Origin of the sequence: Streptomyces sp. NPDC048277, assembly GCF_040652235.1 — a bacterium.
In the GTDB taxonomy this organism is placed as follows: Bacteria; Actinomycetota; Actinomycetes; order Streptomycetales; family Streptomycetaceae; genus Streptomyces.
Genome location: NZ_JBEZLQ010000003.1, coordinates 438,564 through 451,840 on the forward strand (window position 1 = coordinate 438,564; position 13,277 = coordinate 451,840).

Sequence of the window (13,277 nt, forward strand, 5' to 3'; positions counted from 1 at the left end):
CAGGTGCCGCAGCCTCTTGCGGTCGAAGGTCCCGCTCGGCGGTGATCTGCGGATCAGAGCGTGCCCTCGGGCTGCGCGGGGATACCGGTCCAGGCGCGTTCGAGGAGCGCGCGCACGCTGTCCTCGTCCAGGGGCGCCGGGTTGGCGTACGGCGATGACAGCGCCAGCCGTGCGGCGGTCCCCAGGTCCTCCCGGGCGAGCCCCAACTCCCGCAGGCTTCTCGGCGCGCCGGCCGACTGGGCGAATCGCCGCAGCCGTTCACCGGGGCCGGGACCGTCGGCCGCCCCCGCGTCGTCCAGTGCCCCCGCCACCACGGCGGCGGCCTCGGGCGCGGCCTGTTCGTTGTGGGCGAGCGCGTACGGCAGGACCACCGTGTGCGTCGGCGCGTGAGCCAGCCCGAAGCTGCCGCCGAGCACATGGCAGAGCTTGTGGTGCAACGACATGGTGGTGGCGTCCAGGCTCGTCCCGCACAGCCAGGCGCCGTACAGGAGTTGGGTGCGTGCCTGGGTGTCCAGAGCCGGGCGGGACAGCCCCCGCACGATCCGGCCGGCGGCCTCCGCCGCGACGACGTCGGTCATCGGTGTGCGGTCCGGGGCGTAGAGCGCCTCCACCGCGTGCGCCAGCGCGTTGAAGGCGGAGGGGATCGCGAGCTCGGCGGGGAGGGACGCGAACAGGGCGGGGTCGTAGAGCACGGTGCGCGGTGCGACCACGGGGTCGCGGCCCGTGCGTTTGACGCCGTTCTCGGTCAGGCCCCACACCCGGGTCATCTCCGACCCGGCGTAGGTCGTCGGTACGGCGACGATCGGGATCCGCAGGGTGAGTGCGACGGCCTTGGCCAGGCCGGTCGCCGACCCGCCGCCGACCGCCACGATGCCGTCGGCGCCGGCCTCGGCGCACCGGGCCCGTACCGCCTCGGCCTGCTCCAGGGGAACGTGCATGCGCGCGTCCCGGACGACCGCCACCTGGCGAGGGCCGAGGAGCTCCGTCACGCGTGCGGCGTGCCGTGGACCGGCGATCACCATGACCCGGGTCAGTCCGAGCCGGTCCGTCTCGGCAGCCAGGTCGTCCAGCGCGCCCTCGCGGAAGAGCACCCGGAGCGTGCGCTGTTCGTGGACGAATCCGTCCGTGGGGATCACCGTCATCGGTGTGCCTCCGCCACGCGCAGGGAGATCTCGACGTGGGCGTGCCGGAACGGCACGGGCAGGTCGTACGGCGCGGCCCGCTCCGGTTCGCGCACCTCGTCGAAGTCGAGCACCAGGCTCTCCTTCACGCCGAACACCGCGTCGGAGTCGAGGTAGTCCGAGCCCGCGACGAAGACGTGGGTGGTCAGGGGGCGGTGGCCCTGCGCGCCGACGATGAAGTGGATGTGCGCGGGCCGGTAGGGGTGGCGGGCGGTGGCCTTCAGGAGTTGGCCGACCGGGCCGTCGTCGGGGATCGGGTAGGCCGCCGGGAGGATCGTGCGGAAGCGGAAGCGGCCCTCCTCGTCGCAGGTGAAGAGGCCGCGCAGATTGCGGTCGGGTACCTCGCCGGGCCGCTGGACGTCGTAGTAGCCCTTCTCGTCGGCCTGCCAGACGTCGACGAGGGCACCGGCGAGCGGCGTGCCGTCGGCGCCGAGCACCTGGCCGGTGACCAGCGTGGGTTCGCCGCCCTCGGCGAGGGAGATCGACTCCCCGAGGTCGCGTGGCGGCGAGTCGACCATGTGGAAGGGGCCGAGCACCGTCGACTCGGTCGCGGACGCCTGGCCGGGTCCCGTGTGGTCGAGGGAGTCGACGAGCATCGACATGCCCAGGACGTCGGAGAGCAGCTGGAACTCCTGGCGTACGTCCGTGCAGGCGTGGCCGGTCCGGGTGAGGAAGTCGATCGCGGTGTCCAACTCGGCCTGGGTGAGGGCGACTTCCTTGGCGAAGGCGTGCAGGTGCGCCACCAGCGAGGTGAGCACGGTGCGCAGCCGGGGGTCGGGGGTGTCGCGGAAGGCCTCCGTCACGACCTCCGCCGAGCGCTCGGCGGAGAACAGGGGGCGGCTCGGGGGTGCGGGTGTCATGGGTCAGTTCCTCGGGTCGGCGGCGGTGGCGGCCGCCAGGGTGTTGGCGAGCAGCATGGCGATGGTCATCGGGCCGACTCCGCCGGGTACCGGGCTCAGCAGTCCGGCGACCTCGGCGACCGGCCCGGCGTCGACGTCCCCGAGCAGGCCGTCCGGCCCCCGGTGGATGCCGACGTCGATCACGGTGGCCCCGGGGGCGACCGCGTCGGCGCCGATGATCCCCGGCTTGCCGGCCGCCACCACGAGGATGTCGGCCCGCCGGCACACCTCGGCGAGGTCGCGGGTGCGCGAGTGGCAGACGGTGACGGTGGCGTCGCGTTGCAGGAGCAGCCGGGACATCGGCTGGCCGACGAGGACGGAGCGGCCGACCACCACGGCGTTCGCGCCCGTCAGGAGCACGTCGTAGGCGTCGAGCATCCGCATCACGCCCGCCGGGGTGCACGGGCGCAGCCCTGGGCGGCCCTGGGCGAGGAGCCCGGCACTGGCCGTGGTCAGGCCGTCGACGTCCTTGGCGGCCGGGATGCGCTCGATCAGCGCCTGGGCGTCCAGGTGTGCCGGAAGCGGCAGCTGGAGCAGGATGCCCGAGACCGCGGGGTCGGCCGCGAGTTCGTCGATCAGCTCGGCGACCTCCGCCTGCCCGGCCGTCGCGGGGAGCCGGCGGTGCAGGTCGAGCATGCCGGCCTGGACGCACTGGCGCCGTTTGTTGCGGACGTACACCTCCGACGCGGGGTCGTCGCCGACGAGCACGGTGGCGAGGCCGGGCACGCCGCCGCCGGCCGCCTGATGGGCGGCCACCCCCTTGGCGACCTCCTCGCGGACCTGGCGTGCCAGTGCGGTGCCGTCGAGTGTTCCTGCGGCCATGCGTCGACCTCCGTCGTGTGTCCCTGTCCCTGGCCGGAGCGGTTTGTCTGACAGCTGCTAGCCGACCGTTGTCTGCCGCGCACGCTAACCGATCCCACGTGCTCCGAGCACGCCCTGCGGCGGGTGCAGGTACCGCGAACACGTAGTTCTGCCCTATGTCGGCGGCTGCTCCCGGCCGCAGCATCCACGGAGCTTCTCCCGGAGAAGAGCCGCCGCCCGCCGACTACAGCGTCGTACCGCACCGATCAGAGAGGTTCACCATGGCCGACACGCCGCAGATGCCGCAGCTTCCGACCTTCCCGCACTCGCCCTTCGTCCCCTACGACCCCATCGTGCAGTTCTACGAGTGCGCGGCCTGGGCCTTCGGCGGTGACGCCGAGGCCTGGGAGTACACGGGGTGGCGCGACGAGACGCTGGCCGCGACGACGACCGCCTCGCTGCACGGTCATCTCAACCCCTCGCCCACGCTGCGGCTGACGGGTCCCGACGCGCTGGAGTTCCTGTCCAGCGTGTGCGTGAACAGCTTCGCCAACTTCCGGGTCGGCGCGTCCCGGCACGCGATCATGACGGACGAGCTGGGCCGCGTCGCCGCGCACGGGATGCTGCTGCGGCTGGCCGAGGACGACTTCATCACCTACTGGCTGTCGCCCTACCTCACCTACCGGCTCAGCCACCGCCCCGACCTCGACGTCACCGCCGAGGACCTCACCGGCCGGGTCTTCCTCTTCCAGCTCAGCGGCCCCCGGTCGCTGGAGGTCCTGGAGGGCGCCGCCCAGGAGAACCTGCACGACGTCAGGTTCCTCCGGCACCGGACGGCCACCATCGCGGGCACGGAGGTCCGGGTGATCCGGATCGGCATGTCGGGCACCCTCGCCTACGAGGTGCACGGGCCGGTCGAGCAGGCGATCCCCGTCTACGAGGCCCTGATGGCCGCCGGCGAGGAGTACGGGATCCGCAGGATGGGCGTGCAGGCCTACATGTGCCAGCACACCCAGGGCGGCTTCGGGCAGGCGTACTACCACTTCCCGCTGCCCTGGGGCGAGGACGAGGAACTGGCCGCGTTCTTCGCGGGGCTCGGCTTCCCGCCGATCGGCAAGTTCCTGCGGCTGCACGGCAGCGCCGGTGAGGACATGGCGCGCCGCTACCGCAGCCCGTACGAGCTGGGCTGGGGACACATGGTCAGGTTCGACCACGAGTTCGTGGGCCGCGCGGCCCTGGAGCGGGAGGCCGCGGCGAACGCGCGGACCATGGTCACCCTGGTGTGGAACCCCGAGGACATCGCCGACGTGTATCTGTCGCAGTTCCGCAAGGGCGAAGAACACCCGGAAATGAACATGCCCAACCACTTCATGTACGAGGTCGGCGACCGCGAGCACCTGCAGAGCCTGTGGGCGGACCGGGTGCTGGTGGCCGGGCGGGACATCGGGACGTCGTCGGGGCGGTGCTTCAGCGCGCACTCCGGCGAGATGCTCTCGCTGGCCACGGTCGAGACCGCGGTCGCGGTGGAGGGCACCGAGGTCGTCGTGGTCTGGGGTGATCCCGGGACCAGGCAGAAGGAGATCCGCGCGACCGTCGCCCGCTTCCCGTACCTCGTCGACCCGGTCCGCAACGAGCGCTTCGACGTGTCCGGCATCCCCAGCCGCTTCCCGGCACGGGCAGCTGGGACGGCACCCGCGGGCGAAGCGCGTACCGCGAACGCGTAGTTCTGCGCTACGGCGCGGCGCGGCACGAACCGAGGATCGATCCACCCCCGGCCAGGGACGGCCGGCCGGGTGAGGACGGAAGGAAGACGATGAAGTCGTTGCGGGGCAAGGTCGCCGTCGTGACAGGAGCCGCCAGCGGTGTGGGCCTGGGCCTGGCCGAGAGGTTCGCCGCGGAGGGGATGAAGGTCGTCCTCGCCGACATCGAGGAGGCGCCCCTGCAGGCCGCGGCCGAGCGGATCCGTGCGGGTGGGGCCGAGGCGGTCGCGGTGCGCACCGACGTCCGGTTCGAGGAGGACGTCCGGCGGCTCGCGGACGCGGCCGTGTCGGCGTTCGGCAGTGTGCACGTGCTGTGCAACAACGCCGGTGTCGAGACGGGCGGGGAGTTCTCCGACGTTCCGGCGGAGAGCTGGAAGTGGGTGCTCGACGTCAATCTGTGGGGGGTCATCCACGGGTGCCGGGTCTTCCTGCCGCTGCTGAGGCAGCAGGAGGAGGCGCACATCGTGAACACCGGCTCCGGCTCCTCCTTCTCCGCCGCCCTGCCGGCCTTCGCCCCGTACGCCACCTCGAAGTTCGCGGTCCTCGGGCTCACCGAGAGCCTGGACATGGAACTGCGGGCCAACGACGAACCCGTGCGGGTGTCCTTCCTGGCGCCGATCGCCAAGACCCGGATGCCCGACGCGGAGCGCAACCGGCCCGAGGACGTTCCGTCCAGCGCGGGCAACGCCGTGCACGACCAGGTCCTCGACACCATCCGCAAGGTCACCGCCCGGATCGGCCTCGAACCCTCGGAGTTCGCCGAGATGGTCGTACAGGCCCTGTACGAGGAGCGGTTCTTCGTCGTCGTACGGCCGGAGGACTCCGTGGCCGCGCTCGAACAGCGCATCGCATGGCTCAAGGGCGGCCCGGCCATCGAGCAGGCCAGGGCATGACCACGCCGACGCTGCGGCTGCGGCTGCGGACCCGCTTCCGCGCCTCCGCCACGGTCGCCGGGTTCGTCCTCGAACATCCCGAGGGTCGCGAACTGCCGTCCTGGGAGCCCGGGGCGCATGTGACCGTGCACCTGCCGACGGGGGTCGAACGGCAGTACTCGCTCTGCGGGGATCCGGGTGACCGTGGCTCGTACCGCATCGGGGTACTGCGGGAACCGGACGGGCGCGGCGGCTCGGCGTGGATCCACGCCCACCTCCGCGAGGGTGACGATGTCACGGTCACCGGACCCCGGAACCACTTCGAGCTGGTCGACCGGGGCGCCGGGCACCACTTCCTGGCGGCCGGGGTCGGGATCACACCGATCCTGCCGATGGTGCGGCGGTGCGAAGAGCGGGGAACCGACTGGCAGTTGACGTATCTGGGCCGGTCCCGTGAGTCGATGGCCTTCCTGGACGAACTGGCGGAGCTGCCGGGCGGTCGCGTGCACGTGCACGCCGACGACGAGTCCGGCACCGCCGACCTCGGGAAGCTCCTCGCATCCGGCGGCGACGACCGCCTCGTCTACGCCTGCGGGCCGGAGGGACTGCTCCGGGCCGTCGAGTCCGCCATGGCCGGCCGGCCGGCCGGCGCCCTGCGCGTCGAGCGGTTCACACCCCAGGAGGCGGCCCCCGGAGGGCCGTTCACCGTGACCTTCGCGAGCTCCGGCATCACTGCCGAGGTGCCCGCGGACACGTCGATTCTCGACGTGGCGCAGGAACACGGCATCCCGGTCGAGTACTCGTGCCGTGAGGGAACGTGCGGCACCTGTGAGACGGCGGTCCTCGGCGGCCGCCCGGACCACCGGGACTCGGTCCTCTCCCCGGAGGAGCGGGAGTCCGGCGAGACGATGCTGATCTGCGTCTCCCGGTCGCTGACCCCCGGCATCGAACTCGATCTCTGACACGAACACACTCAGGAGAGCCGCATACTCATGGGCCAGCAAGGTTTCGCCCCGGACCGCCTCGTCCGCTTCTGCGAGGTCGTGGAACGCGACGTGGAGTCCGGGCTCTATCACGGGGGTGCCTTCCGGATCGCGCGGGGCGGGCGGACCGTCCTCGACGTCGCCATCGGCTACGGCGACGCGGAGCGCACGGTCCCGCTCCGGACCGACTCGGTCTTCTCCGTCTTCTCGGTCACGAAGGCGTTCGTCAACGTCCTGGTCCTGCGGGCCGTGGAGCAGGGCCTGTTCGGGCTGACGACGAAGATGGTCGATCTGCTGCCCGAGTTCGCCGGCGCGCCCCGGGACCGGGCCACCGTCCTGCACTTCCTGACCCACACCACCGGCATGCCCGGGGTGTGGGAGCCGAAGCCCGGGGTGCCCTGGGACCGCCTGGACGAGACGGTCGCCGCGGTGTGCGAGCTCGTCCACGGCACCAGCGAGCCCGGCACCCGCTGCGACTACGCGCCCATGGCCAACCACGCCCTGCTCGCCGCGGCCCTGGTCCGCACCGACCCGCAGGGGCGCTCCATCGCGGAGATCCTCCGCCAGGACCTCTTCGAGCCCCTGGGCATGTCCGACACGAACCTCGGCGTCCCCTCCGCGGTCAAGCACCGGCACATCGTTCCGGACATGCGCGGGGTGATCCCGATCAGGGTGCTGTCCCACGAGAACAACGACGACTTCGGCCTCTTCACCGCCGAGCACAACGAAAGCGTGTGGGCGGGCGCGTCGTCCACCTCGGCCGACCTGTTCCGCTTCGCCGAGATGCTGCGCGGCGGGGGCACCGTCGACGACATACGGATCCTCTCGCCGCGCACGGTACGGCTGGCGCGCCAGGTGTGGACCGAGGACCTGCCCAACGAGCTGTACAAGGCGGTGGCCCTGCGTGCCGGCTACACCCCGCCGCCGGCCTACATGGGCCTGGGCTTCAACGTGCGCGGCCCCCGGATCGTCAACCACCAGCTCGGCACGCTGACCACACCGGAGACCTTCGGGAACTACGGCGCGGGCAGCATGGTGTTCTGGATCGATCCGGCGCTGGACATCACGTTCGTCGGCATGACCGCCGGTCTGCTCCCCCAGGCCCGCAACATCGAACGTTTCGAACGACTCGCCGACATCGTCGTCGGCGCCGCACTGTGACGGGGAGCAGCCGATGACCACCACCGACGTCCCGTGGATCACCGCGGACACCACCGATCTGCACGAGCTCGAAGAGGCCCGGGACAGGAGCTGGATCGCGCGCAGCGACCGGGGCTACGAGGTCCTCCGGTACGGCCCCGGCCTGAGCGTCCTGGAGCACCCGGGCCTCCTCAAGGGCCCGTCGTTCCTGAAGCGCCTGGACGACCTGGGCATCGTCGACGGCGAGATCCGCAGGCGCTGGAACCAGGTCGTCACCACCACCGAGGGCGACCAGCGCAAGCGGATGCGGGTGCCGCTGGCGAAGCTGCTGCGGCCGATGCAGATCTCGAAGCTGCGGGACACGGTGCGCGGGATCGTCCACGACGTCCTCGACGAGATCGGTGATCCCGCCGAGGTGGACCTGCTCCAGGCCCTGGCGTGGAAGATCCCCTCCCGGGTCTACTGCCACCTGGTGTCCGCGCCGGTGGAGCTGGCGCCCACGATCGCCCGGCTCTCGGACAGTGTGCTCGGCCCCCTGCTCACCAACGACCGCGGTCGCAGGCAGGAGTTCGTCGACACCTTCTGGGAGGGGCTCGACTTCGTCCGCGAGCACATCGACGCCCGGCGCTCGAACCTCGGGGACGACTTCACCTCGGCGATGATCCGGCAGCAGCTCGCCGGTGACCTGACCGAGGAGGAGCTGCACGCCGAGGCCCTCGCCATCCTTCAGGCCAGCATCGACAACACCGTCCACCAGACGGCCATCGCCTTCGGCAAGCTCCTCGAAGAACCGTCCCGCTGGCAGGACGTCGTCGGCGACCCGGCGAGGATCCCGGCCGCCACCGAGGAGGCGATCCGGCTGCGGCCCCGCTTCAACACGATCTTCCGGCTCGCCGCCGAGGACGTGGAGATCGACGGGTTCCCGATCGAGGCCGGCTCCTGGGTGTACGTCTCGGTGCGCGCCTCGCAGCGCGACCCCGAGGTGTTCGACGCCCCCGGGACCTGGCGGCTCGACCGGCCGGCCGTACGGCCGATGATGTTCGGCGCCGGCCCCTACAACTGCCTGGGCCAGCACCTCGCCCGGCTGGAGATCAACGAGGCGGTGCTGGCGGTCGCCCGGCGTTTTCCCGGGCTGCGGCTGACGGAGGACTGGACGACCCGTGAGACCAACGCGATCACGGAGGTCACCCGACTCCGGGTCGCCCTCGTCTGATTCCCCTTCCCCGCACGGAACTCTCCAAGGAAGCGAGCAATGGCACCCACTCACAAGGTCGCCGTGGTCACCGGTGCCGGTCGCGGCATCGGGCGTGCCGTGGCGGCGCGACTGGCCGAGGACGGCTACCACGTCGTCGCCGCGGACCGGGACGCCGACGGCGCCCGCGAGTCCGCCGAGGCGATACGCGGCAGCGGCGGACAGGCCGAGGCCCTGGCCCTCGACGTCACCGACCGGACCGCCGTCCTGAACGCGTTCGCCGAACTCCGGCAGCGGCTGGGCCGGGTGGACGCGCTCGTGAACAACGCCATGTGGATCACGTACGCGCCCCTCGTCGACTTCGACGAGGACACCGTGGACGGCATGTTCGGGATCGGGGTGAAGGCCGCGATCTGGACCATGCAGGCGGCCGTCCCCCTGATGCGGGCCCAGGGCGGTGGGGCGATCGTCAACCTCTCCTCCCCCGCCGCCGTGCGCAGCGTTCCCGGTGGCGCGCTGTACGCGGCGGTGAAGGGAGCCGTCACCAGTCTGACCCTCCAGTCGGCGGGTGAGCTGGGGCGGGACGGCATCCGGGTCAACGCCGTCATGCCCGGCTCCGTGCCGACCGACGGCGCCCGTGCCGTGGTCGACGACGCGGGCTTCCGGCTCCGTATGTCCCGCACCCCGGTGGGCCGCCTGGGCCGCCCGGAGGACATCGCCGCCGCCGTCGCGTTCCTCCTCTCCCCCGACGCCGCGTTCGTCAGCGGGCATGTGCTCGCCGCGGACGGCGGATTCCTCGTCACCTGAGCCGACACCTTCACCGACAGGAGCCACCCAGCATGTTGAGCCGCGAAGAGATGTCCGCCCGCCTGGAAATCACCGATCTGTACGCGCGCTACGTCCACGCCGTCGACAAGAGCGACTACGGCACCCTGGAACAGCGCATCTTCGTCACGGAGACCTCCTTCGACATGTCCGACGCGGGCGGTCCGGTCATGTCCTGGACGCAGGTCAAGGAGTCCGACTTCATGGGCGGCTGGGGTTTCCAGCACTTCTTCCACATCACCTCGAACCTGCAGATCGACTTCGAGGAGGACGGGAACTCCGCCAGGACCCTCTCCACGACCTTCAACCCCTGGGCGACGGTGGACTCCGAGGGCGGGCACCGGCTGTACCACGTCCACGGGCGGTACCACGACCGGGTCGTGCACACCGCCGACGGCTGGCGGATCGCGAGCCGCCGCTGGGAGAACGGCTGGGTCAGCGGCTGGCCCGCCGGTGAGTTCCGGGTCCTCAGCGACATGACGGAGCTCTCGGCGGGAGAAGCCCGATGAAGAACCACGTGTGGGTGGTGGCGGAGCGGTCCGTCGGCTCCTACGACCCCAAGTGCCTGCGCTGGGAAGAACGCGACGTACCCGAGCCGACGGACGGTCACGTCCTGGTCAGGACCACCCTTCTCTTCATCGACCCGACCTCGCGCAACTGGCTCAAGCTCGACCCCGCCACGGCCTACATCCCCCTGGCGGTCGGTGACGTCATGATCGGCGTGGCCGTGGGGGAGGTGGTGGAGTCGCGCGCCGAGGGGTTCGAGGCCGGTGACCTGGTGAGCGGCCTGTGGGGCTGGGGCGAATACGCGCTCGCCTCGCCGCAGTTCATCCAGCGCCACGAGCGGGACGACCGGATCCCGGACGAGGCGTACCTGTCCGTCTTCTCCCACGTCGGACGGGCAGCCGCGATCGGTCTCATGGAGATCGGCAGGCTGAAGCCGACGGACACGGTCGTCGTGTCGGCGGCGGCCGGCGCGACCGGGTCACTCGTGGTGCAGATCGCCAAGGCGAAGGGCTGCCGGGTCATCGGAATCGCCGGCGGGGAACGCAAGTGCCGTTTCGTCGTGGACGAACTGGGCGCCGACGACGCCATCGACTACCGGGCCGAGGTCGTCCGGGAGGCGATCGCGGAGAAGTGTCCCCAGGGCGTGGACCTCTTCTTCGACAACGTCGGCGGTCCGCTCCTCGACGCCGTACTCGCGAACATGGCGTGGAACTGCCGCATCGTCGTCTGCGGAGCGATGTCGCAGTACGACCTGGCGAGCCCCGACGACGCCTACGGCTGCACCAACCTGCCCCTCCTGCTGTACAAGTGCGCCCGCCTGGAAGGATTCGTGGCCGCGGCCTACGCCGACCGCTACCAGGAGTTCGACGACCTCCTTCGTCCCCTGTACCTCGACGGTTCCGTCACCGCCCGCTCCCACGTCGTCGAGGGCCTCGTCAACGCACCGGAGTCCGTCTCGCTTCTGCTGGAGGGCGGAAACGACGGGAAGCTGATGGTGCGGGTGTAGCGGCACCGAAGGTGCGAGCGGAGGGGGAGGTCTTCCTGGTCAGTAGAACTCGACGGTGTTCACGCGGTTGAGGAGGTCGTGTCCGTCGAGGAGGCGGGTGGCGTTGGCCGCGAAGAGTTCCGCGATGAGACGGTCCTCGGCGGCGTCGAGGGCCGCGGTGTGCGGGCTCACCAGGACCTTCGTGGTCCCAGAGCGGGCTGTGCGCCGGCAGTGGTTCGGTCTCGAAGACGTCCAGCGCGGCGAAGCCGACCCGGCCGGAGTCGAGGGCGTCGAGAAGGGCGGCCTCGTCGACGACGCTGCCGCGGCCGACGTTGACGAGGACGGCCCCGGGGCGCAGGGCGTCGAAGAACCGCTTGCCCAGGAGGTGCTCGGTGGCCTCCGTGCCGGGGAGCGTGTTCACGACCGCGTCCACGGTGGAGGCCACGTCGGTGATGCGGTCGGGATGCACGACGGCGGAGACGCCAGGGACGTCGGCACCCCCTGCTCCGGCACCCCTTGCTCCAGTACCCCCTGCTCCGGTACCCCCTCTGCTCGTGCCGATGACCTCGGCGCCCAGTGCGCCGAGCGTCTCGGCGACCTTGCGGCCGATCCCGCCGAGGCCGAGCACCAGCACGGTCTGCCTGCTCACCTGCCCCATCGTCCAGCGCCCGCTCCATGTGTGGTCGCGCTGCTGGCGGTTGAGGCGGGGCAGGTCCTTCGCGCCCGCGAGCACACCGAAGACGGCGAACTCGGCGAGCGGACGTCCGTGCACTCCGGCCGAGGTGGTGAACAGGACGCGCTGGAGTTCCCCGGTCGTCAGACCGGCCGCCCTGACCTGCCCACCGCCGCCCGCGGCCATGGTGTGCACCCAGCGCAGGCGCGGGTTGGACCGGACGGCGCGGGCCAGCGCCGCTGGGTCGACGTCCGGGATGCCGTACAGGGCGTCGGCCGAGTCGACGGCGGCTTCGTAGGCGCGCTGCTGCCCGGGCGTGCGCCGCCAGTCCGGATCGCCCGCGAAGTCGGCGGGCCAGCGCATGGGCGGGAGCAGGGACTGGTCGACCACCAGGTCGATACGCGGCTCCAGCTCCTGGATGCGCGCGCAGTTCTCCTCGGAGACCGGAGCGGCGATCGCGACACGGAGGCGGTCCGGCGCCGGGACCCGCCCGGTCATACGGCGGCCTTGTTCCGCAGCGCCTCGACCTCGGCGTCGAGGGCTGCCTCGCGGGCGACGATCTCCTCGACGGCCTTGAGCGCTTCCTCGGCACGGTGCGGCGGTATGACGATGACGCCGTCCCCGTCGGCGGCGACGATGTCGCCCGGGTTCACCACGACGCCTCCGACGGCCACCGGTTCGCCGATGGTGCCCGGTCCGTTCTTGAAGGGGCCGGCCGGAGTCAGCCCGCGGGCGAAGACCGGGACGCCGAGCTGTTCGATGATCGCGGCGTCACGCACGTATCCGTCGACGACCGCGCCGACGGCGCCGTACACGGCGAACCGCTGGGCGAGGTTGTCGCCGATGATCGCGCGGCCGTCGTAGCCGAACGCGTTGATGACGAGGATGTCGCCGGGTCGGATGTGTTCGAGGGCCGCGATCACGGCCTTGTTGTCACCGGCGACCGTGAGCACGGGAAGCGCCGTGCCGACGGCCCTGGCGCCGGTCCAGACGGGCGCGACGCCGCCGTCGACGATGTTCAGCCGGTCGAGGGCGTCGCCGAGGTTCGCCACGGAGTGGGCACGGAAGCGGTCGAGGAGGTGGCCGTCGACGCGTTGCCATGCGGTGGTGACGCGCACGTTGTCCTGGGTCATCGCAGGTTCCTTCGGACGACTGGCAAGAAAGACTGACAGGAAGTGAGAAGTCTTTCGCGTTTTTCGAGTGACAGTGTGCAGCCGCCCGCTCCATAAGACAAGGGGTGTGCACGGCGGATCAGCAGGCCTACAGGGCGGAATCGGGATGGATCCAGAACGTTAACTTCCGGGCAACACGGAGTCTTGACCACCCCAGAATGCGAACCTATTCTCATTCGCGATTCACATTGCATCTTGGCCCCAGCACCGTTCTGCGGCCCACGACGGCCCTCGACCGTGACGCCCCCACCCGGTCTCCACAGGCCCCCCTACAGCACCGACGGCAC

General features: G+C 71.2%; 13 protein-coding genes. 8 read left to right on the top strand and 5 right to left on the bottom strand.

Features of this window, described 5'->3' with window-relative positions; all coding sequences use genetic code 11:
• Window positions 1-53 precede the first annotated feature (53 nt).
• From AB0D85_RS09560 to folD, 3 genes are read right to left on the bottom strand one after another with little or no spacing between them, the layout of a single operon-like run.
• Window positions 54-1,142 (bottom strand): maleylacetate reductase, encoded by a 1,089-nt coding sequence (locus AB0D85_RS09560; protein WP_362316183.1) that lies wholly within the window; start codon window positions 1,140-1,142, stop codon window positions 54-56.
• Window positions 1,139-2,041: a dioxygenase gene (locus tag AB0D85_RS09565; RefSeq protein ID WP_362316186.1), complete on the bottom strand. Its 903-nt coding sequence runs from the start codon at window positions 2,039-2,041 to the stop codon at window positions 1,139-1,141. The genes AB0D85_RS09560 and AB0D85_RS09565 overlap by 4 nt, the downstream gene beginning before the upstream one ends.
• Window positions 2,042-2,044: 3 nt before the next feature.
• Entirely contained in the window at window positions 2,045-2,902 is an 858-nt protein-coding gene (gene folD / locus AB0D85_RS09570) for a bifunctional methylenetetrahydrofolate dehydrogenase/methenyltetrahydrofolate cyclohydrolase FolD (protein WP_362316189.1), read from the bottom strand.
• Between the two features lie 260 nt (window positions 2,903-3,162).
• Here folD and AB0D85_RS09575 point away from each other — a divergent pair, with 260 nt between their 5' ends.
• The 8 genes from AB0D85_RS09575 to AB0D85_RS09610 all read left to right on the top strand — a co-directional run bounded on the left by AB0D85_RS09575 (window position 3,163) and on the right by AB0D85_RS09610 (window position 11,166).
• Window positions 3,163-4,605: a hypothetical protein gene (locus tag AB0D85_RS09575; RefSeq protein ID WP_362316192.1), complete on the top strand. Its 1,443-nt coding sequence runs from the start codon at window positions 3,163-3,165 to the stop codon at window positions 4,603-4,605.
• Between the two features lie 89 nt (window positions 4,606-4,694).
• Window positions 4,695-5,534, top strand: coding sequence for an SDR family NAD(P)-dependent oxidoreductase (locus tag AB0D85_RS09580; RefSeq protein WP_362316194.1), 840 nt, complete (start codon window positions 4,695-4,697; stop codon window positions 5,532-5,534).
• Entirely contained in the window at window positions 5,531-6,475 is a 945-nt protein-coding gene (locus AB0D85_RS09585; protein ID WP_362316197.1) for a PDR/VanB family oxidoreductase, read from the top strand. Before AB0D85_RS09580 ends, AB0D85_RS09585 begins: the two co-directional genes overlap by 4 nt.
• A 30-nt stretch (window positions 6,476-6,505) precedes the next feature.
• Entirely contained in the window at window positions 6,506-7,657 is a 1,152-nt protein-coding gene (locus AB0D85_RS09590) for a serine hydrolase domain-containing protein (RefSeq protein WP_362316200.1), read from the top strand.
• 13 nt (window positions 7,658-7,670) lie between these two features.
• Window positions 7,671-8,849 (top strand): cytochrome P450, encoded by a 1,179-nt coding sequence (locus AB0D85_RS09595; RefSeq protein WP_362316203.1) that lies wholly within the window; start codon window positions 7,671-7,673, stop codon window positions 8,847-8,849.
• A gap of 39 nt (window positions 8,850-8,888) precedes the next feature.
• Window positions 8,889-9,635 carry an SDR family oxidoreductase gene (locus AB0D85_RS09600; RefSeq protein WP_362316206.1) on the top strand — a complete coding sequence of 249 codons (747 nt, stop codon included), beginning with the start codon at window positions 8,889-8,891 and terminating at the stop codon, window positions 9,633-9,635.
• A 32-nt stretch (window positions 9,636-9,667) separates the two neighbouring features.
• Complete coding sequence (locus AB0D85_RS09605) at window positions 9,668-10,162, top strand: nuclear transport factor 2 family protein (RefSeq protein WP_362316209.1); 495 nt, start codon at window positions 9,668-9,670, stop codon at window positions 10,160-10,162.
• The gene (locus AB0D85_RS09610) at window positions 10,159-11,166 is read left to right on the top strand and encodes an NADP-dependent oxidoreductase (RefSeq protein ID WP_362316212.1); all 1,008 of its coding nucleotides are present in this window, start codon (window positions 10,159-10,161) and stop codon (window positions 11,164-11,166) included. Before AB0D85_RS09605 ends, AB0D85_RS09610 begins: the two co-directional genes overlap by 4 nt.
• Here the strand turns inward: AB0D85_RS09610 and AB0D85_RS09615 are convergent.
• Complete coding sequence (locus AB0D85_RS09615) at window positions 11,096-12,316, bottom strand: D-2-hydroxyacid dehydrogenase (RefSeq protein ID WP_362316215.1); 1,221 nt, start codon at window positions 12,314-12,316, stop codon at window positions 11,096-11,098. The genes AB0D85_RS09610 and AB0D85_RS09615 overlap by 71 nt on opposite strands.
• Window positions 12,313-12,951, bottom strand: coding sequence for an RraA family protein (locus tag AB0D85_RS09620; protein ID WP_362316218.1), 639 nt, complete (start codon window positions 12,949-12,951; stop codon window positions 12,313-12,315). Before AB0D85_RS09620 ends, AB0D85_RS09615 begins: the two co-directional genes overlap by 4 nt.
• Window positions 12,952-13,277 lie beyond the last annotated feature (326 nt).